Below are 21,571 nucleotides of genomic sequence, written 5' to 3' on the forward strand. Positions count from 1 at the left end.
AAATCACTCCTTACCAGTTCCATAATGTGCCATCTTCCAGACGAGCAACAGGCAGATATGCAGGGTCATACGGATATTTCGCCGCCAGCTTTTCGTCAAACTCGATCCCAAGACCTGGTTTGTCTCCAGGATGCATATAGCCGTTATCAAAGGTCCAGTTGTGCGGGAACACTTCCAACATTTGCTCGGAATACCCCATATATTCCTGTACGCCGAAGTTCGGCACCCACAGATCAAAGTGCAACGCAGCGGCCATGCATACTGGGGACAGATCGGAAGGTCCATGCGAACCGGTACGTACCTGATACAGCGACGCGAAATCGGCAATTCGACGCATGCCAGTGATACCGCCCGCATGGGTGATGGTGGTGCGGATATAGTCGATCAATTGCTCTTCGATAAGCTGTTTGCAGTCCCAGATGCTGTTGAAAACTTCCCCTACCGCAATCGGCGTGACCGTATGCTGGCGGATCAGGCGGAAGCATTCCTGGTTTTCAGCCGGGGTTGGGTCTTCCATCCAGAACAGACGGTATTGCTCGATGCTTTTGCCGAAACGGGCCGCTTCAATTGGCGTCAGACGGTGGTGCATATCGTGCAGAAGATGTTCGTTGAAACCAAACTTGTCGCGCACGGCTTCAAACAGTGTTGGTGTGAAATCGAGGTACTTCTCCGTTGACCATAACTGCTCTTCTGGCCACTGCCCTTTGGTAGCGGGTTCGTAGGCCAGTCCTTTGCCTTTAGACATACCGTAAGTGGTTTTCATACCCGGCACGCCGCACTGCACGCGAATTGCTTTAAAGCCCATCTCTTTATGACGCGCATAATCTTCGAGTACGTCATCAACGGTATGGCCTGTGGTGTGACAGTAAACCATAACGCCTTCACGAGATGCACCGCCGAGCAACTGGTACAACGGCATATTCGCCGCTTTCGCTTTGATGTCCCACAATGCCATATCCACCGCGGAAATCGCCGACATGGTGACCGGACCACGACGCCAGTACGCGCCTTTGTAGAAAAACTGCCAGATGTCCTCAATTCGGTGCGCATCGCGACCAATCAGTTGCGGACAAACATGATCTTTCAGATAGGACGCTACGGATAACTCGCGTCCGTTTAACGTGGCATCTCCCAGCCCAGTGATCCCATCGTCTGTGGTAATTTTCAACGTGACAAAATTACGCCCCGGACAGGTGACAAACACTTCAGCCCCAACAATCTTCATCTCTTATTCCTTGCATTTGTTCTTGTGATGCAGGAAATTTACCCAACTGAGCTACTACCATACAAGTATGAAGATCAAAAAAACGCTGATTGATCACAAAAAAGGCGCTATGCGCGCCCCCACCCAGCCACAATAATCAGCATGCCGCACAATGCCACCAGCGCGCCTGACCAGTCGTACAGGCTAAGTTTTACGCCGTCAACAATACGTAGCCAAAGCAACGCTGTCACCACGTAAACTCCACCATAGGCCGCGTACACACGCCCGCTTGCTGCCGGATGTAGCGTCAGTAACCAGACGAATAAGGCCAGTGACATCCCGGCGGGTATCAGCAGCCAGGCCGTAGCCCCTCGCTTAAGCCAGAGCCAAGGTAAAAAGCAGCCAATGATTTCGCATAACGCGGTGATGAAAAAAAGGAATGTGGTCTTAAGCATTGATGTTATTCAGTTACCTTCGGTTTAACCATGATACGACAGAATGTCGTTAGCGTATCCATCTCCGCTGAGTGGGTATGCCCGCAAGCCGGAATAGTGTAGAATTTAACCCTGTTTTATTGTTTTTTCCCTTTCCCATAAAAGGAATTCGCCATGAATATGACACTGACCAAACGCCTGTGCCTGACGGCTATGCTGACGCTGGCTGCGGCTGTGTACACCTCTTCCGCATTTGCTGAAACCAGTAAACTGATCATTGAATCCGGGGACAGTGCGCAAAGTCGTCAACAGGCAGCAATGGAAAAGGAACAATGGAACGATACGCGTCAGCTACGCCAGAAGGTCAACAAGCGTGCAGAGAAAGAGTGGGACAAAACCGACGCTGCTTTCGATAGCCGTGATAAGTGCGAACAGAGCGCTAATATTAATGCGTACTGGGAGCCCAACACCCTGCGCTGCCTCGACCGCCGCACTGGCCGCACCGTTGCCCCATAATGATTGCTCTTTGAAAGATATTGAAAGGATACGATATGACTAGCGCCCTCAGTGTTAAGCTGCGCCCGCTGGAGCGTGAAGATTTACGATTTGTCCATCAGCTTGATAACAACGCCAGCGTAATGCGTTACTGGTTTGAAGAACCTTACGAAGCATTTGTTGAGCTGTCAGATCTGTATGACAAGCATATCCACGACCAAAGCGAACGTCGCTTTGTTGTGGAATGCGACGGTGAAAAAGCCGGACTGGTGGAGCTGGTTGAAATTAACCATGTGCACCGCCGGGCAGAATTCCAGATCATTATTTCGCCGGAATATCAGGGCAAAGGTTTGGCTTCCCGGGCTGCTAAGCTGGCGATGGATTACGGCTTTACCGTACTTAACCTATATAAGCTGTATCTGATCGTTGATAAAGAGAACGAAAAAGCCATCCACATCTACCGTAAACTCGGCTTTATGGTCGAAGGCGAGCTGATTCATGAATTCTTTATCAACGGTCAATACCGCAACACTATCCGCATGTGTATCTTCCAGCAGCAGTATCTGGCAGAACATAAAACGTCAGGTCCCAACCTGCTGCAACCTACCGCTCAATAAAGACTGACTAATAGTAATCGATGGTGTTTTCAATCGAGTAATGGTGTTCAACTGCCGGCTTCACGCTCTCGTCAACGATAACAAGCTGGCAGTTGACCGGATTAGCATAGTCATCATACTTGCACGTTTGTTTTACATTACCTAACGGATGGTTATTGAGCAGACTTACCGCGGTGTAATCCAGCTTCTTCAAGGGGTCAACCGACGGTTTGGCATCAACCTGCAAGGTATTGTCCTTATTGACGGTGGTTTTACCCAGCGGGTAGCCTTCCGCATCATAGCGATATTGCACCTTCATCTCTTTTCCCGTGGCGGAAACGACAAAACCGTTATCGTCGGTATCCCATACCACGCCCGCCGCAGGCAGTTCTGCTAACTGACATTTACCCTGTAAGCGGATCCGTTTTTCCAGCGTTTTGGCGTCCCGGTAATAGTTAGCATCAAGGACCAGCGCCATGCCGGTATTGCTTTCAATATCATGCAATTCAAGCGTATCGAAGCACCCTTCCTGTGAGAGCGTACCGACAACGCGCTTGGTGACTACACCTTTGTCATTAAGCAGCGTCTGGCTGAAATCTTTTACTGGCCCGCGCAGCGGATCGAAATCAAATTCATTGGAAAAACTGGCCATTTCCGGCGTAAAGGAATCCAGGCCTTTGGCGTTATCACACCCGGCCAACACGACGCACAGGAAACCTAACAAGATCTTTTTCTTCACATTTTTCACCGGGATAAGAAGATAATTCTCAATCATATTAGCAAATACAGTTATTTACACCAGAAATGCTAATCTTAGTCCAGGTCGATCATAAAGGAGCTGATGATGAAATACATAACAGGAATTGCCGCGCTCTTACTGGCCGTCGCGTCCCCGCAGGTTTTGGCGGCACCGGCGTCATGTGAACGTGTGAAAAGTGATATCGAACAGCGCATCATTAATAATGGCGTTGCTGAATCCAGCTTTACGCTGAACATTGTCCCCAACGATCAGGCCGATCAGCCTGATTCACTGGTCGTGGGACATTGTGCAAACGATACGCACAAAATTCTTTATACCCGAACCAACAGTGGCAACGCCCCTGCCAATAGCACCCCTGCCCAGGACGGGCACGTCGCCGAACCGCAATAAATCACGCCCTCCGTACGCGGAGGGTCACTCCAGTTTGATATGCATTAAGATGACATACCCATAAGTGGGTAAACTCAAACCATTATTAGCATGCTATTAATTTCGTTATAGAAATTAATATATAGCGATAACTATAATGGGGTGAGTAATGTCAAAAACTGAGCAATATGGAGGCATTAGCCGCAGGACGTTAGTGAAATCCTCGGCAATCGGTTCGCTGGCGCTTGCCGCGGGTGGGCTGTCGTTACCTTTCGGAATGCGCACTGCCGCCGCAGCGGTACAGCAGGCGATACAACCCGTTGAAGAAAAAGTGGTTTGGGGCGCTTGTTCCGTAAACTGCGGCAGCCGTTGTGCCCTGCAACTCCACGTCAAAGATAATGAAGTCGTATGGGTGGAGTCCGATACGACCGGGAACGATATTTATGGTCAACACCAGGTTCGCGCCTGTTTGCGTGGCCGCTCAATCCGTCGACGGATCAATCATCCGGATCGCCTGAATTACCCCATGAAGCGCGTAGGCAAACGTGGTGAAGGTAAATTTGAGCGTATAACCTGGCAGGAAGCACTGGACACCATCAGTGCCAGTTTGAAAAATACCGTGCACAAATACGGTAACGAGGCCGTGTATATCAACTACACCTCTGGCATTGTAGGCGGCAACATTACTCGCTCCTCCCCTTATGCCTCGCTGGTCGCTCGCCTGATGAACTGCTATGGCGGATTCCTGAGTCATTACGGCACCTACAGTACCGCACAAATCGCGGCGGCAATGCCTTATACCTACGGTTCAAACGAAGGCAACAGCACCTCCGATATCGAAAACACGAAGCTGGTGGTGATGTTCGGCAATAATCCCGCCGAAACGCGTATGAGCGGAGGTGGAATAACTTACTTCCTGGAACAAGCCAGGGAGCGCTCTAATGCCCGGATGATCGTCATCGACCCGCGTTATACCGATACCGCAGCGGGTCGTGAAGATGAATGGATCCCTATTCGTCCAGGCACCGATGCTGCATTAGTAGCCGGAATCGCCTGGGTCCTGATTCACGAAGATCTCGTTGACCAGACGTTTCTGGATACATACTGCATTGGTTACGACGAGAAAACCCTGCCCGCCGACGCACCCGCTAACGGGCACTACAAAGCCTATATTTTGGGCAACGGCGATGACGGTATCGCTAAAACTCCCCAGTGGGCCTCACATGTTACCGGGATCCCAGCCGAGCGCATTATCAAACTGGCTCGGGAAATCGGCAGTACCAAACCCGCATATATTTGTCAGGGCTGGGGTCCGCAACGCCAGGCTAACGGCGAGCTGACCTCACGCGCAATCGCGATGCTGCCAATCCTGACTGGCAACGTTGGCATCAACGGCGGCAATAGCGGTGCACGAGAATCAACCTACACCATCACGATTGAGCGTATGCCGCTGCCAGAAAATCCCATTAAGACCCAGATATCCTGCTTTAGCTGGACCGACGCAATCGTCCGGGGCCCGGAAATGACCGCTACCCGCGATGGCGTACGTGGGAAAGATAAGCTCGACGTGCCGATTAAATTTATCTGGAACTACGCGGGCAACACCATCACCAATCAGCACTCAGATATCAATAAAACGCATGAGATCCTTCAGGACGACACGAAATGCGAAATGATTGTGGTCATCGAAAACTTCATGACCTCTTCGGCCAAATATGCCGATATTCTGCTGCCTGATTTAATGACCGTCGAACAGGAAGACATCATTCCTAACGATTATGCAGGCAACATGGGTTACCTCATTTTTATTCAACCCGCGACGTCGCCTAAGTTCGAGCGCAAACCGATCTACTGGATAATGAGTGAAGTCGCAAAACGTCTTGGCGATGATGTCTATCAACGGTTTACTGAAGGCCGTACCCAGGAGCAGTGGCTTCAGTATCTGTATGCAAAAATGCTGGCTAAAGACCCTGCGCTCCCGACTTATGACGAGCTGAAAAAAATGGGGATCTATAAACGCAAAGATCCTAATGGGCACTTTGTCGCCTATAGAAAATTCCGCGAGGATCCACAGGCCAACCCGCTCAAAACGCCGTCTGGCAAGATTGAAATATACTCCAGCCGACTGGCGAAAATTGCCAGTACATGGGAACTGCAAAAGGACGAAGTAATCAGTCCGCTTCCCGTTTATGCATCCACGTTTGAAGGGTGGGATGACCCGAAACGCAGTTCATTCCCGCTGCAGATGTTTGGTTTCCACTACAAATCCCGCACCCACTCCAGCTACGGCAATATCGATGTTCTCCAGGCATCCTGTCGTCAGGAAGTATGGATCAATCCCATCGATGCCCAAAAACGGGGGATTGCAAATGGCGATATGGTGCGAGTCTTTAAAGATCGCGGTGAACTGCGTATCCCGGCAAAAGTAACGCCACGAATTTTGCCCGGAGTAAGCGCAATGGGCCAGGGTGCATGGCACGATGCCGATATGGCTGGCGATAAGATTGACCATGGCGCCTGCGTCAATACGCTGACAACTCAGCGCCCGTCGCCGCTGGCAAAGGGCAACCCACAGCATACTAACCTGGTCGAGATCGAGAAGGCATAAGGACTAACCCATGACAACTCAGTATGGATTTTTTATTGATTCCAGCCGTTGCACGGGGTGTAAAACCTGCGAGCTGGCCTGCAAAGATTACAAGGATCTCACTCCCGACGTCAGTTTCCGGCGTATTTACGAATACGCTGGAGGCGACTGGCTGGAAGATAACGGCGTCTGGCAACAGAATGTCTTCGCCTATTACCTCTCCATTGCCTGTAACCACTGCGAAGATCCGGCCTGCACCAAGGTTTGCCCCAGCGGCGCTATGCATAAGCGTGAAGATGGTTTTGTGGTGGTGGATGAAGACATATGCATAGGCTGTCGCTACTGCCACATGGCCTGCCCGTACGGCGCACCGCAGTACAATGCCGCCAAAGGTCATATGACCAAGTGCGATGGCTGTCATGACCGCGTGGCCGACGGCAAAAAGCCCATCTGCGTCGAATCCTGTCCGCTGCGCGCGCTGGACTTTGGTCCAATTGATGAGCTGCGCAAAAAGCACGGTGAACTGGCGGCGGTCGCTCCGCTGCCAGGTGCGCACTTCACCAAACCGAGTATTGTGATCAAACCCAACGCCAATAGCCGCCCGACCGGGGATACCACGGGTTATCTGGCGAATCCGCAGGAGGTGTAACATGGGCAATGGATGGCATGAATGGCCGCTGGTCCTGTTTACGGTGCTGGGCCAGTGCGTGGCCGGAGCGCTGATAGTGAGTGGCTATGGCTGGCTGAACGCTAAAGACGAGGTGGTAAAACAACGTATCGTGCGCAGCATGTTTTTTCTGTGGCTGGTAATGGGCATCGCCTTTCTCGTCTCGGTAATGCACCTGGGTTCGCCACTGCGCGCCTTTAACTCGCTGAACAGAGTTGGCGCATCTGCGCTGAGTAACGAAATCGCCAGTGGTTCACTGTTTTTCGCCGTCGGTGGCCTGTGGTGGCTGGTGGCGTTTCTCGGTAAAATGCCCGCAGCGTTAGGTAAAATCTGGCTGCTGGTGGGCATGCTGCTGGGTCTGGTATTTGTGCTGGCGATGACCAGCGTCTACCAGATAGACACTGTCCCGACCTGGTATAACGGCTACACTACGGTGGCATTTTTTATGACGATGTTGCTGAGCGGACCGCTGTTTGCCGCCCTGCTACTGCGTGCTGCGGGTGTTTCCTCTGGCACCGCCAGATTCGCCTACGTGAGCGTTTTGGCCCTACTGGTGATCGTGGCGGTTATTGTTCTGCAGGGGCTGTCTCTCGGCGGAATCCACAGTTCGGTACAATCCGCCAGCGCGCTGGTTCCCGACTACGGAAGCTTGCAGGTCTGGCGCATCATTCTGCTGGCCGCCGGTCTGGGCTGCTGGATATGCCCGCTTATCCGTCGTAAAGCACCGTCCGTCGGCGGCCTGGCGCTGGGCTTGGTGTTAGTCCTCGCCGGTGAAATCATTGGCCGCGGATTGTTTTACGGTTTACATATGACAGTCGGAATGGCTGTTGCAGGTTAACTTTCGGGTGCGGGGCAACCCGCACTGTTCAGGATTGTTTGCATGACCCATTTTTCGCAAGGTGACAACTTTTCTACCGCGGCGCGTGTACTCGGCGCACTGTTTTACTATGCGCCAGATAGCGCGGAAGCCTCTGCATTAGTCAGCGCGTTAAGAGCCGATGGCTGGCAGGCGCAGTGGCCGCTCGATCAGGCAATGCTTTTCCCGCTGGCAGCACGGCTACAAGCCGAGGTCGATGAGCCTCTCCCGCAGGCCTGGCAACGCCTGTTTGTCGGTCCATATGCGCTACCCTCTCCGCCCTGGGGATCCGTCTGGCTGGATCGTGAAAACGTGTTGTTTGGCGACTCTACGCTGGCACTCCGTCAGTGGATGCGGGACAACGGCATCCAGTTTGCCATGCAGCAAAATGAGCCAGAAGATCACTTTGGTTCACTGCTGTTGCTGACGGCCTGGCTTGCTGAAAATGAACGCCACACCGAGTGCGAACAACTGCTGGCCTGGCATCTGTTCCCGTGGTCATCCCGCTTCCTTGATGTGTTTATCGAAAAAGCTGATCACCCGTTTTACCAGGCGCTGGGGGAGCTGGCCCGTCTGACGCTGGCGCAATGGCAGTCGCAGTTACTGATCCCGATAGCCGATAAGCCACTTTTTCGTTAGTTTCACCACAGGCAGGATGTGTCCTGCCTGTGTAGCATCCTGTTGCGCACGCTGAGCTTTTGCTTCTGTTGCCAAATAGCCGCAAAATAAAGCGTCTGAAATTTCCTGTCTGGCCACTCATGCATCATTTACATGCTTATCCTGACCTGCGCGCCATGTTCCGACGCCTGCTGATTGCTGCGCTGATTGGTATCCTTGCTGCGTTGGCCGTCGCAGGATTTCGCCACGCCATGCTCCTTCTTGAATGGTTGTTCCTGAGCAATGACACAGGGAGTCTGGTCAACGCGGCAACAAACCTTTCCCCTGTAAGACGCATGCTGACACCTGCGTTAGGAGGGCTGGTGGCGGGTTTGCTGCTTTGGGGATGGCAAACGTTCAACCGATTACGCCCGCAGGCTCCCACTGATTACATGGAAGCCTTGCAAACTAACGGACAATTTGACGTCAGTGCAAGCCTGGTGAAATCACTGGCCTCGCTACTGGTCGTCTCCAGCGGGAGTGCCATCGGGCGCGAAGGTGCCATGATTTTACTGGCAGCGCTGGCAGCCTCCAGCTTTGCTCAACGCTTCACCCCGCGCACAGAATGGAAGTTATGGATTGCCTGCGGAGCCGCTGCGGGTATGGCCGGAGCGTATCATGCCCCACTGGCGGGCAGTCTATTTATTGCTGAAGTGTTGTTTGGCACGTTGATCCTCGCGTCACTGGGACCGGTGGTGGTATCCGCCGTCGTCGCCTTGCTCACCACCAATATGCTGAGCGACAGCAATGCGCTGCTGTATGCCGTACACTTCACACGGGAACTGCATGCGCTGGAATACGTCATGATCATCAGCACCGGTCTGGCTGCCGGCGTTTGCGGACCGCTATTCATGTGGTTGATGACCACCAGCCATAATGTTTTTTTGCGCTTAAAACTCTCGCCCCCGTGGCAACTGGCGCTCGGCGGGCTGATCGTTGGCCTGCTGTCATTGCTCACGCCTGCGGTCTGGGGTAATGGCTACAGCGTGGTGCAGTCATATTTGCTCTCCCCACCGCTACTGGCCGTGGTGAGCGGGATCTTCATCTGCAAATTACTGGCGGTGCTTGCCAGCAGTGGTTCCGGTGCGCCTGGCGGTGTGTTTACGCCAACGCTGTTTGTCGGTCTTTCGGTAGGTATGCTGCTGGGACGAGTGTGGGGATTATGGCTTCCGGGTCCGGATGAGATTGCCATTCTGCTGGGATTAACGGGGATGGCCACGCTGCTGGCAGCGACCACGCATGCGCCAATAATGTCGACACTGATGGTTTGTGAAATGACCGGGGAGTATCGTCTGCTCCCCGGATTGCTGATTGCTTGTGTGGTGGCGTCTGTGCTGTCGCGAACGTTACGCCAGGACTCTATCTACCGACAACACGCTGCCGAGCATTGACAGACGGATGTACTGAGACAGCTCGCGTTGCTCTGCGCGAGGCAGATAAGGCAGTTCACCGATCAGCGGTGCGGGTAATTTTTTGCCCAGCACATCAATGATTTCCGCATAATGCGCTAGCCCCGGGTTGATTCGGTTCGCGACCCAGCCAATCAAAGGCAGTCCGTCGCTGGCAATCGCCTGTGCGGTGAGGATGGCATGATTAATACAACCTTCCTGGATACCCACCACCATCAGCACCGGCAGTTGTTCCTGCACCACCCATTCAGATAACGGACGCAGATCGTTCATCAGGCTCCGCCAGCCTCCGGTACCTTCCACGACAACGTGATCCACTTTTTCGCTGAGGCTTGCGAGGCCGTTGGATAACAGGGTGTAATTGACCGGACCACTATGCGCTACGCTGCTTTCATCCTCACTCAACGCAATCGGGTTGACCGCCTCGTAGGGCAGTTCGATAGTGGACACGCTTTGCAGCACCAGCGCATCTTTGTTGCGCAGACCTTCAGGTGTCTCTTTGCTTCCTTTGGCCACGGGTTTGTAGCCCGCAACGCTTTTACCCCCTGACGCTAACGCTTGTAGTAATGCGCGGGAAACCACGGTCTTCCCAACAGAAGTGTCTGTACCTGTAATAAAGAAACGCTTCAGCATCACTAACTCCACCGTTATGCTTTGAAAATATAAGTCAGGAAAATAATACAGTGGAGAAAGTCTAAGGTATGACGACGAGAATCGGCTTGAGATAGCGCAATTTTTCGTACAACAGTTAAAAAATGTTAACCCTGTAATAGACGAATCAACAAAGAACCGTTATACATCGCGTCCTTCACGAGCGCCGCCCCTGCCATCGTCCCTTGATTGGTGAACTGCGTACTTTCGACGACAATATGCTGACTGTAGGCCGGGAGCGCTTGCTGACGAATGCTGTCAGCAATAGTGGGAAACAAAATATCCGCCGCTTTACTGAGCGGCGAACCAATTAATATCTTTTGCGGGTTGAACAAATTCACCATGATGGCCAGAATGCGTCCGACATGGGTCCCGACGCCGCTAATGATATCTTTCGCCAATAAATCCCCCTGCATCGCCGCCAGACACAGCGCGTCTACCGTTAACGGTTGCCCGTGTAGAGAAGAACTCATTGATTGCTTCAAACGTACCTGTGCCAGTTCGAGAACGCTGTCGACGCTGGCGATCGTTTCCAGGCAACCATGGTTGCCGCAATAACAGCGTTTGCCGTACGGGTCCACCTGGGTATGACCAATTTCCACCAGGCTACTGCTGCCGGCATGCAGTAGATGACCGTCGGTGATTACTCCGGCCCCCACGTTATGATCGATCACCACCTGAATGACGTCGCGCGCGCCGCGCGATGCGCCAAAAAGCGCCTCGGCCATAGTCCAGGCGCTGATATCGTGCTGAATATAGACCGGCACGCCGGTATGATTTTCAAGCGCTTCACCCAGCGGCATCTCTTTGACATCGTCGTAGAATGGCATGCGATGAACGATACCGTTTTCAGTATCAATAATGCCGGGTAAGGTAATGGCGATGGAGGTTAAGCGCTCCAGCTTTTGCTGGTGGCGGATGAAAAACTGATCGACCTGGGTAATAACGCGTTCCAGCAATGGTGTTTCACTGACCAGCGCCATTTCAAGACAATCTTCAACCACCAGTTTGCTGCTCAGATCGCGCAGCGCCAGAAAGATCTCGCCGCGACTGATACGAATGGATAAATAGTGCCAGGCTTCCGTTTCCACAACCAGCCCAACGGCCGGACGTCCTCGGCTGCCCGCTTCCTTGATTTCCAACTCTTGCACCAGGTGCGCTTCGAGCATTTCGCGGACAATTTTAGTAATACTGGCAGGCGCCAATTGTGCCAGGCGAGAGAGATCAATACGCGATACCGGACCCAGCTGATCAATCAGGCGATAAACCGCGCCCGCATTGGTCTGCTTAATTTGATCGATATGCCCAGGCTGACTATCAGCAACCACCACTTACTCCCTTTATTTTCGCGCTCCGAAATAATCTGCGGGCTATGGTGAAGCACTTCAATGGCTTCCGTCAACTTTTTACTTAGCCTTGTGATTTACTGCACATTTTCGCCCATTTTTAAACTAAATTAATCGCCTGAACGGCCGCCAGCAGTTGCTCGCGAAAGCGTTGCGCGGCGTGACTTTGCTCATGATGTTTTGGCCACACTAGCCACATTTCCGAAACGGCATCGTCTTCCGCTATCGGGATCCAACACATTTCATACAATTGCACCCGTTTAAAGGAAGCGGGAAGAATGGAAACGCCTAATCCTGCGGCCACCAGCCCGATGATAGTCATCGCCTCACCAACCTCCTGAGTGATAGTCGGCTTCAGTCCATAGCGACGCATGAGGCCAAGAATATCGTCATACAACCCCGTCCCCACATGCGGATCAAAAAAGACAAATGGCTCATTGGCCAACTCCGCCAATGTGACCACCGGCTTTTGCGCCAACGGATGCGCGCGCGGGATCATCGCCATCAGCGGCTCATGCAGAATGATTTCACGCTCCAGCGTTTCCGGAAGCTGCGTGTTGCGCAGAAGTCCCAAATCCAGCGTTCCTTCATTGAGCGGAGCAATTTGCTCGCGCGTGTTCATTTCACGGGTTTGCATATGTACAGCGGGGTAGCTCTGGCGAAAGAGGGATAACGTATCTGAAACCGCTTTGATAAACGGTGCCGATGACGTAAAGCCGATACGCAATTCCCCCGCCTCTCCCAGATGCAGACGCTCAGCCCTAGCAGCGGCCTCATTAACCAGCCCCAGGATCTGCCGACTGTCTGCCAGAAACTGCTTTCCGGCTGAGGTCAGCGCCACGCTGCGGTTAGTGCGCGCCAGAAGTCGGGCGCCGACCTGCTGCTCGAGGATCTGGATTTGCTGGCTCAGCGGCGGTTGCGAAATATTCAGCCGTGCCGCCGCCCGGCCAAAATGCAATTCTTCGGCAACCGCTACAAAGTAACGTAAATGACGCAGCTCGATATTCATATTTTTAAGATATCATTTGAGATTATTAATATATTAGACAGAATAATGCGATTTTCATACTCTTAAAGCTAGTCATGTAGAGGTAATTGATTGAGCAAGGATTTCAAGTGAGCCGTACAACAACTGTCGATACCGCGCCGACAAGCAATGTTGATGAACAGAGAGTTACCCCGCCGGATAGTTTTATCAAACGCGGAACATCCCCATTTATGCGCGTCACGCTGGCGCTGTTTTCGGCCGGACTGGCGACATTTGCTCTCCTCTATTGCGTGCAACCCATACTGCCAGTGCTCTCGCACGAGTTTGGGGTCTCTCCCGCCAGCAGCAGTATTTCGCTTTCCATCTCAACGGCGATGCTCGCGATCGGTTTACTGTTTACCGGTCCACTTTCCGATGCGATAGGCCGCAAGCCGGTGATGGTTACCGCCCTACTGCTCGCGTCCTGTTGTACGTTGCTTTCGACGATGATGACCAGCTGGCACGGTATTTTAATCATGCGTGCGCTGATAGGTCTTTCGCTCAGCGGCGTGGCGGCAGTGGGAATGACCTATCTGAGCGAGGAAATACATCCCAGCTTCGTCGCCTTCTCAATGGGCTTATATATCAGCGGTAACTCGATTGGTGGTATGAGTGGCCGTTTAATAAGCGGCGTGTTTACCGACTTTTTTAACTGGCGTATCGCGCTGGCGGCGATCGGTTGTTTTGCCCTCGCCTCCGCGCTGATGTTCTGGAAAATCTTGCCGGAATCTCGTCATTTCAGACCAACGTCGCTGCGACCGAAAACGCTGTTTATCAACTTTCGTTTGCACTGGCGCGACAAAGGGTTGCCGCTGCTGTTTGCGGAAGGTTTTTTACTGATGGGGTCGTTTGTCACGCTGTTTAATTACATCGGCTACCGTCTGATGCTCTCGCCGTGGGAACTCAGCCAGGCGGTTGTCGGTCTGTTGTCCGTGGCCTATCTGACCGGGACCTGGAGCTCACCGAAAGCGGGGTCGATGACCACCCGCTATGGACGTGGTCCGGTAATGCTCTTTTCAACCGGCGTGATGCTGATTGGACTGTTGATGACCCTGTTCACGTCGCTGTGGCTGATCTTCGCCGGGATGCTGCTCTTTTCAGCCGGGTTCTTTGCTGCGCACTCTGTGGCAAGCAGTTGGATTGGACCACGGGCAAAACGCGCTAAAGGCCAGGCATCTTCCCTGTATCTGTTCAGCTATTATCTGGGTTCCAGTATTGCCGGTACGCTGGGTGGCGTATTCTGGCACAGCTACGGCTGGAACGGCGTGGGCGGATTTATCGCCCTGATGCTGGTGCTGGCGTTGCTGGTCGGTGCACGTCTGCACCATCGTCTGCACGTATAATCCACGATGCCCGGGTTCCGGGCATCGCCTTCATCAACCATGCTGTAACGTCTGAGCCCCCATTTGCAGGGCTATAACCGTCCCGTTCATCGCTATATGCAGCATAACCGGCATCAGCAGGCCGTTGCTTTTCATTCTGGCGATGATCAAAACCTGCGACACAAGAAACAGCATCAGCAACGTGCGCAGATCCACATACTGGGTATGCATGATGGCAAAAATGACCGATACCACCACCGACGACAGCCAGGTTTTATTATTGAACCAATACTGGAATGCATTGAATAAACAGCCCCTGAAAACAATCTCTTCATACACTGGCGCAATAAATATCAGGGTCAGAGTGGATAACCACAGCGCGTAGCTGTTTAGGGATATCTGGCTGGTCACCCACGCTTCGGTTTGTCTGAGGCCCAGAAACCATGGCAGGATAAGCTGAATAAACAGCAGCGCCACGAACAAAATGGCAAACCATCTGGCGTTGAAAATTCCCTTTCCCAGCCCCTCTCTTTTTCTGAAGAAGAAGTAATACAGCGGGACCAGCACAACAAATTCCAGCGCAAACAGCAGCGGAAAAAGTAGCCCTTTGGCAAGCAGAACCTGGCTGGCGGGGAAAAACAACGGAAGAAACGTGAGGCCAAACATCAGCAAAAACATGGTAAAACAGCCAGCAACCGCTTGGGTCCTGACGATATACAGGTTGTCGGCATCCAGTGACATACGATCTCCTTGCGCTTATCAAAGATAACTTGATGAATTATCAATATATGATAAAAATTCTCATTATCACTGGCAACCTACCAACTTTTACGCAATGCCCACGGTTTACAACGCGTATAGCGTTACAGACTCTTTTCAGCGGAACATTCTCATCAGCTACTCAGTGGGGAATCCGCCAGCGGCAACGAAAAACGGAAACAGGCCCCTGCCGTTGAATTAATCAGGCGGATATCTCCCCCATGCAGTTCGAGCATTCTGCGCACGATCAGTAAGCCCAGACCACCACGCTCAGCCCGCTGCTCACGGGGTAGTAACGCCGTCGGGCGCTGAAATAATACTTCGCGAACAGCCTCTTCGACGCCAGGCCCGCTGTCCTGCACTTCTGCTAACAAGCGGTCTTCATCACGCCAGACTTTTAGCCACACTTCGCCCCCGTCAGGCGTATGACGGATAGCGTTATCCAGCAAATTCGTGACGATTCTTTCCATCATCGATAAATCGGCATTCACCAGCGGTAACGGACCAATTACGTCAAGGTGCAACTGCAAATGACGCGTGGCAACGGGTAGATCAAATTTCTGTGCCACATCCTGGATCAGCTCGCCAATAGCAAAACGTTCACGCTGTGGTTTTATGCCGCCATGCTCAAGTCTCGCCAGCTCAAAAAGCTGTTGTGACAGATGGCGAACCTTATGCCCCTGGCGCAGTGCAATGCTTAGATAATGCCGGTTTTCCTCCGGCGTCATCGTATCGGCTTTCAGCGACAGCATTTCCAGATACCCCAGCAGTGAAGTGAGCGGCGTACGTAAATCGTGCGAAATATTGGCGATAAACTCTCTGCGCTGACGATCGCTGTCAGCTAATAAATCCCATTGGTGGGCAATTTTCTGTGCTAACTCGATAAATGCATTGTTCAGCAACGCAATTTCATTCGCCGGAGCTAAATCGGGCTTTTTCTGCGCCAGCTGTTTGATGACGCTAATGCTGTCCTGCTCCAGATTAACCACCTGACCGGTCAGCCTTTTCACCGGATTCGTCACCCATCTCCACACCAGGTACCCCGCGATTGCACCGGCTAATAAAACCAGTATTAACGTCCCGGTCACGGTGTTCCAAAGCGTTTTTTGCCAGGCGGTATTCGCCAGCATATTGAGATCTTCGCCCTGGAGAATAATGTACAAATAGCCATGCAGCTTGCCGTTAAATAAAACTGGCGCAGCGCTGAATACCTTTTGCTGGCTGCTGCGCGGATCATTGCCATAAACGGGCAGCTCGTCCGAATTAAGGAAAACCTGGATCGGCTGTACGCTAATGTTCTGGCGCTGAATATGCCCAGGCGGAGCGGCATCAGCAAGTATCTCGCCTGACGGTGAAACCAGATACAGCTCCACGCTAGGGTTGAGCGTCATCAGGTGATTGAACAGTCCTTTTAAGGTCTGCCGATTAACCTGCCCGCTGGCATCAATAAGCGACTCACTTTTGACAATTTTGCTTGCCAATTCCAGCGAGAGCCTTTGCACCATGGCGTCGCCATACTGTTTACTGCTGCGGATCTGGACAACGCTGACCGCAACCGCGCAAATCAACATAATAGCGGTAAAGACCAGGGTCAGACGCTGGCTCAGCGACAATCGATAAATCATGGTTGATGCTCCGCGTTAACCGCAGCAAGCTTATAGCCTCGTCCCCAAACGGTAAGAATAATTTCCGGCTCCGCAGCATCTTTTTCAATTTTGGTGCGCAGGCGATTAATATGACTGTTCACCGTATGCTCATATCCTTCGTGCTGGTAGCCCCACACCTGGTCTAACAACGCCTGACGCGAAAAGACCTCCCCGGGATGGCGGGCGAAAAAATAGAGCAGATCGAATTCACGCGGCGTTAAATCGAGGGATTTACCCTGCAGGCGGACTTCCCGGGCTAATGGATCAATCTCCACACCATGGACGGTGATAATCCCCGCCTCCATACGCAGGTTCTGACTCATCGCCTCCTGACGGCGAAACAACGCCTTCACCCGGGCCATCAATTCCAGCACCGAGAAAGGTTTGGCTAAATAATCATCAGCGCCCATTTCCAGCCCCAGTACGCGGTGAGTTTCACTGGTGCGAGCGCTGATAATAATGACAGGTAGATAGAAACTCATTTGCCGAATGCGACGACAAATTTCCAGACCGTCCACCCCCGGCAGCATTAAATCGAGGATAACGGCATCCCAGACGTGCTTCTCCAGTAGCTCGACCGCTCGTGCCCCATCAGCCTCATGAATAATTTCGTACCCCTCATCCTTCAGGCTAAGTTGCAAAAGTGAGGCGATATCGCTGTCATCTTCCACCAAAAATATCTTTTTCGCGCCTGCCATCAGTGTCATCCCCCTCTCGTCATGCTGAAAGCTTACCTCAGGCAAGGGGCGGAAGTTATCACAAAATTTTTAACTTTTCGTGAGGAATCAGGGATACGCATGCGTCCAGTATGTCGTTATAGATAGGTCAGGCATCAACAGGGAAACGTCGATTTGTTTTCCTTAACATGAAAATAAAAAGGAAAAGTTATGCAGAAAAAACATCCACTTCGGGAAGCTGATGTTACCGCCGAGTCCGTTTTTTTTATGCAACGACGACAGATCCTCAAAGCTCTTGGGATAGGCGCGGCGGCGGCTTCGCTCTCTTCCCCGACACAGGCCGGTCTGTTGAATTGGTTTAAAGGCAACGATCGCCCGTCTGCACCAGCGGGCAAACCGCTCGAGTTCACAAAACCAGAGATCTGGCAAAACAATCTGCCCTTGACGCCGGAAGACAAGGTAACGGGCTACAACAATTTCTACGAATTTGGTCTGGATAAAGCCGATCCTGCCGCGAATGCCGGTAGCCTGAAAACCGATCCCTGGACGTTAACCATCAGCGGTGAAGTGAACAAACCTTTAACGTTGGATCATGATGCGCTGACGACTCGTTTTCCATTAGAAGAGCGTATTTACCGGATGCGCTGCGTTGAGGCGTGGTCGATGGTTGTACCGTGGGTCGGCTTTCCTTTGCATAAATTATTGGCGCTGGTTGAGCCCACCAGCCACGCCAAATACGTCGCCTTTGAAACACGCTACGCGCCTGATGAAATGCCCGGCCAGAAAGATCGCTTCATTGGTGGCGGGTTGAAGTATCCCTATGTTGAAGGTTTACGTCTGGATGAGGCCATGCACCCGCTTACCCTTCTGACCGTGGGCGTGTATGGCAAAGCGTTGCCGCCGCAAAACGGAGCGCCAATACGCCTGACCGTACCCTGGAAGTACGGCTTCAAGGGCATTAAATCGATAGTCAGTATTAAGCTGACGCGTGAACAGCCGCCGACGACCTGGAATATGTCGGCACCTAACGAATACGGTTTTTACGCCAACGTAAATCCGCAAGTCGATCACCCCCGCTGGTCTCAGGCCACAGAGCGTTTTATCGGTTCGGGTGGCATTCTCGATGTGCAGCGACAGCCCACGTTGCCTTTTAATGGTTATGCCGATGAGGTGGCTTCTTTATATCAGGGCATGGATCTACGGGAGTATTTTTAAGTGAGGTTAACCGCAAAACAGATAACCGGCCTGAAAGTACTGCTGCATCTCGCCGGTTTATTACCCCTGCTATGGCTCTTCTGGGCCGCGCAGCGTGGTGAGTTGGGGGCCGACCCGGGTAAAGATATCCAGCACTTTACGGGCATCACCGCGCTGAAGTTTCTGCTTGCTACCCTGCTGGTGTCACCGCTTGCCCGCTACGCAAAGCAGCCGTTGTTGTATCGCACCCGTCGATTATTAGGGTTATGGTGTTTTGCATGGGCCACGCTGCATATGACCAGCTATGCGCTGCTGGAGTTGGGTATACAAAATCTGGGATTATTGGGACGTGAACTGGTTTCACGCCCATGGTTAACGTTGGGCATGACTGGTTGGATAATCTTATTCCTGCTGACGCTGACCTCCACGCAAGCCGCGCAACGTAAAATGGGCAAACGCTGGCAAACGTTGCACAACTACGTCTACCTGGCGGCCGTTTTGCTTCCGCTGCATTATCTGTGGTCGGTAAAAGTGTTATCACCGCTCCCCATTATTTATGCCCTCTATTTTCTCGTGCTACTGGCTTTTCGCTATAAAAAGCTGTTACGCAAAGTCGGGTACAAAGGTGTGTTTATGAAAAGTGAATGAATCACGGTAAACTTCTCACCACACCTAAACAGAACGAGAACAAAAAATGAGTAACAATGATAATTACCATCAGCTCACCCGCACGTTCCAGCGGCTCTCTCGCTTCTCCCACCTCTCGGCAATCGCCAGTTGGGACATGTTTACCATGATGCCATCTGGCGGCAGCAAAGCTCGCGGCGAAGCACTGGCCGAGCTGAGCGTGCTTGAGCACCAGTTGTTAACCGACCCGAAGGTGGCAACGTGGATCGCCGCAGCCCAACAGGAAGACCTTAACGATGTTGAGCAAGCCAACCTGCGCGAAATGTCGCGACTGCATCATCAGGCATCATTACTACCTGAATCGTTGGTAGAAGCGAAATCACTCGCGGGTAGCCGCTGTGAGCATGCCTGGCGCAGCCAGCGACCAGCCAATGACTGGGAGGGATTTTCCGAAAACCTGAAAGAGGTCGTGAAGCACAGTCGTGAAGAAGCCCGGCTGCGTGCCGAAGCCACAGGCTGTTCGCCGTATGACGCGCTACTGGACATATTCGAACCAGGGATGACCAGTGCCCAATTGGATGTCTTGTTTGCAGACGTTAAGAGCTGGTTACCGGATCTGCTCAACAAGGTGGTGGCAAAGCAGTCTCAGCAGTCGCTCATCGCCCCGGTTGGGCCTTTCCCAACCGCAATCCAGCGAGAGTTGGGCCTTGAAACGATGGCGCAGTTGGGATTCGATTTTACTGCTGGTCGACTGGATATCAGTGCGCACCCCTTCTGTGGTGGCGTACCTGAAGATGTGCGTATCACCACCCGCTATGATGAAAACGAATTACTTAGCGCGCTGTTTGGCGTGATCCATGAAACCGGTCACGCCCGCTATGAGCAAAATCTGCCGCACAGTTGGTCAGGGCAACCTATCGCCCTGGCACGCTCAACCGCTATTCATGAGTCCCAGAGTCTGTTCTTTGAGATGCAACTGGGGCGCAGTAAAGCATTTCTGACGCGGTTAATTCCTGCTGTGACGCGCCACTTTGGCGATCAGGCTGCGTTTGAAGAAAGCAATTTCATCGCCTGGAACCAGCAGGTTAAACCCGGTTTTATCCGTGTTGATGCCGACGAGGTGAGCTATCCTGCTCACGTTATCCTGCGTTATGAAATCGAACGCGCACTCATTAATGGCGATATTGAAGTGGATGATATCCCGGCATTGTGGAATGAGAAAATGCAGTCCTGGCTGGGGCTGTCAACCATCGGCAACTATCGTAATGGTTGTATGCAGGATATTCACTGGACCGATGGCGGCTTTGGCTACTTCCCTTCCTATACTTTAGGCGCCATGTATGCGGCGCAGTTATTCAGTGCCGCTAAGCGTGCATTGCCTGATTTAGAGCAGTCTATTGCGCAAGGTGAGTTTGGTGCCCTGTTTGACTGGTTACGTCAGAATATTTGGCAGCATGGCAGCCGTTTCACCACTGAACAGCTTATTACCCAGGCCACCGGAGAGCCGCTCAGCAGCCGTTATTTCCGCGCTCATCTGGAAGCCCGCTATTTGTAATCTCATACCGTGAGTCATTGTACATATCGTTACACGTCGAAACCAATGACTCACGGAAGCCCTGTGATTACAGCGATATAGTTATTTCAACGGCCCCGCAGTGGGGTTGAATGAAAAACCAAATCGAGGGTATGAGAATGAAAAAAGTATTAGCTCTGGTTGTTGCCGCTGCTATGGGTCTGTCTTCTGCTGCATTTGCTGCTGAAACAACTGCTACCACCGCTCCGGCTGCTGCTGCAACCACCAAAGCAGCTCCGGCAAAAACCACTCATCATAAAAAACAGCACAAAGCAGCGCCGCAGAAAGCGCAGGCTGCCAAGAAACACGCTAAAAAATCCACCACAAAACCGGCTGTAGAACAGAAAGCGCCAGAGCAGAAAGCTCAGGCTGCTAAAAAACACACCAAAAAAGCAGCGACCAAACCCGCTGCAGAACAAAAAGCACCAGAGCAGAAAGCTCAGGCAGCTAAAAAACACACCAAAAAAGCCGTAAAACACGACACCGCTAAACCCGCTGCTCAGCCAGCTGCATAACACATTTGTAGTTACTATGGCGTCCCCCACGCCATAGCATACGGCGCTAAATCAACCTGATTTAGCGCCGCCTTTTGGAGGGTAAAATGGTGTCACATTATCGCTTTGAGTTCATTCTTATTACCCTGATAATTTGCGCCCTCATTGCCATGCATTTTTATCTTTCCTGAGTGTAGTTATCTGATTTTACTCCCACTTTC

The 21,571-nt window shown here is 52.2% G+C and carries 22 protein-coding genes; 13 read left to right on the forward strand and 9 right to left on the reverse strand.

From position 1 onward, the window contains the following. Positions 1-10: 10 nt before the first annotated feature. Both rspA and HV037_RS12700 read right to left on the reverse strand, forming a co-directional pair. Entirely contained in the window at positions 11-1,225 is a 1,215-nt protein-coding gene (gene rspA, locus HV037_RS12695) for a starvation-sensing protein RspA (RefSeq protein WP_016153056.1), read from the reverse strand. A 107-nt stretch (positions 1,226-1,332) separates the two neighbouring features. Continuing rightward, the gene (locus HV037_RS12700; RefSeq protein WP_016153055.1) at positions 1,333-1,659 is read right to left on the reverse strand and encodes a YnfA family protein; all 327 of its coding nucleotides are present in this window, start codon (positions 1,657-1,659) and stop codon (positions 1,333-1,335) included. 153 nt (positions 1,660-1,812) lie between these two features. Here HV037_RS12700 and HV037_RS12705 point away from each other — a divergent pair, with 153 nt between their 5' ends. Further along, a complete protein-coding gene (locus tag HV037_RS12705; RefSeq protein WP_046274464.1) occupies positions 1,813-2,154 on the forward strand; it encodes a DUF1283 family protein in 342 nt (113 codons plus the stop codon). A gap of 35 nt (positions 2,155-2,189) precedes the next feature. After that, positions 2,190-2,750 carry a spermidine N1-acetyltransferase gene (gene speG, locus HV037_RS12710; RefSeq protein WP_006684613.1) on the forward strand — a complete coding sequence of 187 codons (561 nt, stop codon included), beginning with the start codon at positions 2,190-2,192 and terminating at the stop codon, positions 2,748-2,750. Positions 2,751-2,757: 7 nt separating this feature from the next. On the opposite strand, the gene HV037_RS12715 is transcribed toward speG, so the two are convergent. After that, positions 2,758-3,468, reverse strand: a complete 711-nt coding sequence (locus tag HV037_RS12715; protein ID WP_080858812.1) for a YnfC family lipoprotein — start codon at positions 3,466-3,468, stop codon at positions 2,758-2,760. Positions 3,469-3,570: 102 nt separating this feature from the next. Here HV037_RS12715 and HV037_RS12720 point away from each other — a divergent pair, with 102 nt between their 5' ends. The 6 genes from HV037_RS12720 to clcB all read left to right on the forward strand — a co-directional run bounded on the left by HV037_RS12720 (position 3,571) and on the right by clcB (position 10,016). Beyond that, positions 3,571-3,879 (forward strand): DUF1161 domain-containing protein, encoded by a 309-nt coding sequence (locus HV037_RS12720; RefSeq protein ID WP_085951053.1) that lies wholly within the window; start codon positions 3,571-3,573, stop codon positions 3,877-3,879. A gap of 148 nt (positions 3,880-4,027) precedes the next feature. Then, on the forward strand, positions 4,028-6,466 hold the full coding sequence (ynfE, locus tag HV037_RS12725) for a selenate/tellurate reductase subunit YnfE (RefSeq protein WP_103283832.1): 2,439 nt from the start codon (positions 4,028-4,030) through the stop codon (positions 6,464-6,466). 10 nt (positions 6,467-6,476) lie between these two features. After that, entirely contained in the window at positions 6,477-7,094 is a 618-nt protein-coding gene (locus HV037_RS12730) for a DMSO/selenate family reductase complex B subunit (protein ID WP_046276317.1), read from the forward strand. A gap of 1 nt (position 7,095) precedes the next feature. Continuing rightward, the gene (locus HV037_RS12735) at positions 7,096-7,950 is read left to right on the forward strand and encodes a dimethyl sulfoxide reductase anchor subunit family protein (protein ID WP_181500101.1); all 855 of its coding nucleotides are present in this window, start codon (positions 7,096-7,098) and stop codon (positions 7,948-7,950) included. 42 nt (positions 7,951-7,992) lie between these two features. Continuing rightward, positions 7,993-8,607, forward strand: coding sequence for a Tat proofreading chaperone DmsD (dmsD, locus tag HV037_RS12740; protein ID WP_016153048.1), 615 nt, complete (start codon positions 7,993-7,995; stop codon positions 8,605-8,607). Between the two features lie 119 nt (positions 8,608-8,726). Then, a complete protein-coding gene (gene clcB, locus HV037_RS12745) occupies positions 8,727-10,016 on the forward strand; it encodes a voltage-gated ClC-type chloride channel ClcB (RefSeq protein WP_103283834.1) in 1,290 nt (429 codons plus the stop codon). Here the strand turns inward: clcB and bioD are convergent. From bioD to HV037_RS12760, 3 genes are all read right to left on the reverse strand, one after another. Next, on the reverse strand, positions 9,972-10,667 hold the full coding sequence (bioD, locus tag HV037_RS12750; protein ID WP_016153046.1) for a dethiobiotin synthase: 696 nt from the start codon (positions 10,665-10,667) through the stop codon (positions 9,972-9,974). The two genes, clcB and bioD, sit on opposite strands and share 45 nt — an antisense overlap. Positions 10,668-10,792: 125 nt before the next feature. Continuing rightward, complete coding sequence (mlc, locus tag HV037_RS12755) at positions 10,793-12,013, reverse strand: sugar metabolism global transcriptional regulator Mlc (RefSeq protein ID WP_016153045.1); 1,221 nt, start codon at positions 12,011-12,013, stop codon at positions 10,793-10,795. A 118-nt stretch (positions 12,014-12,131) separates the two neighbouring features. Then, complete coding sequence (locus HV037_RS12760; protein ID WP_047358410.1) at positions 12,132-13,040, reverse strand: LysR family transcriptional regulator; 909 nt, start codon at positions 13,038-13,040, stop codon at positions 12,132-12,134. A 107-nt stretch (positions 13,041-13,147) separates the two neighbouring features. Here HV037_RS12760 and HV037_RS12765 point away from each other — a divergent pair, with 107 nt between their 5' ends. Then, entirely contained in the window at positions 13,148-14,401 is a 1,254-nt protein-coding gene (locus HV037_RS12765) for an MFS transporter (RefSeq protein WP_016156466.1), read from the forward strand. Between the two features lie 33 nt (positions 14,402-14,434). Here the strand turns inward: HV037_RS12765 and HV037_RS12770 are convergent, their stop codons facing one another. The 3 genes from HV037_RS12770 to HV037_RS12780 all read right to left on the reverse strand — a co-directional run bounded on the left by HV037_RS12770 (position 14,435) and on the right by HV037_RS12780 (position 17,483). Further along, the gene (locus HV037_RS12770; protein WP_016156465.1) at positions 14,435-15,121 is read right to left on the reverse strand and encodes a CPBP family intramembrane glutamic endopeptidase; all 687 of its coding nucleotides are present in this window, start codon (positions 15,119-15,121) and stop codon (positions 14,435-14,437) included. Positions 15,122-15,273: 152 nt separating this feature from the next. Next, positions 15,274-16,764: an ATP-binding protein gene (locus tag HV037_RS12775; protein WP_016156464.1), complete on the reverse strand. Its 1,491-nt coding sequence runs from the start codon at positions 16,762-16,764 to the stop codon at positions 15,274-15,276. Continuing rightward, positions 16,761-17,483, reverse strand: coding sequence for a response regulator transcription factor (locus HV037_RS12780; protein ID WP_016153040.1), 723 nt, complete (start codon positions 17,481-17,483; stop codon positions 16,761-16,763). The genes HV037_RS12775 and HV037_RS12780 overlap by 4 nt, the downstream gene beginning before the upstream one ends. 189 nt (positions 17,484-17,672) lie before the next feature. On the opposite strand from HV037_RS12780, the gene msrP reads away from it, so the two are divergent. The 4 genes from msrP to asr all read left to right on the forward strand — a co-directional run bounded on the left by msrP (position 17,673) and on the right by asr (position 21,371). Next, on the forward strand, positions 17,673-18,677 hold the full coding sequence (gene msrP, locus HV037_RS12785) for a protein-methionine-sulfoxide reductase catalytic subunit MsrP (protein WP_016156462.1): 1,005 nt from the start codon (positions 17,673-17,675) through the stop codon (positions 18,675-18,677). Further along, complete coding sequence (gene msrQ, locus HV037_RS12790) at positions 18,678-19,304, forward strand: protein-methionine-sulfoxide reductase heme-binding subunit MsrQ (protein WP_016156461.1); 627 nt, start codon at positions 18,678-18,680, stop codon at positions 19,302-19,304. Positions 19,305-19,350: 46 nt separating this feature from the next. Beyond that, the gene (locus tag HV037_RS12795) at positions 19,351-20,838 is read left to right on the forward strand and encodes a carboxypeptidase M32 (RefSeq protein WP_016156460.1); all 1,488 of its coding nucleotides are present in this window, start codon (positions 19,351-19,353) and stop codon (positions 20,836-20,838) included. A 137-nt stretch (positions 20,839-20,975) separates the two neighbouring features. Then, on the forward strand, positions 20,976-21,371 hold the full coding sequence (gene asr / locus HV037_RS12800) for an acid resistance repetitive basic protein Asr (RefSeq protein ID WP_003028934.1): 396 nt from the start codon (positions 20,976-20,978) through the stop codon (positions 21,369-21,371). Positions 21,372-21,571: the final 200 nt, after the last annotated feature.

It is taken from the genome of Citrobacter sp. RHBSTW-00017, assembly GCF_013797615.1.
In the GTDB taxonomy this organism is placed as follows: domain Bacteria; phylum Pseudomonadota; class Gammaproteobacteria; order Enterobacterales; family Enterobacteriaceae; genus Citrobacter; species Citrobacter braakii.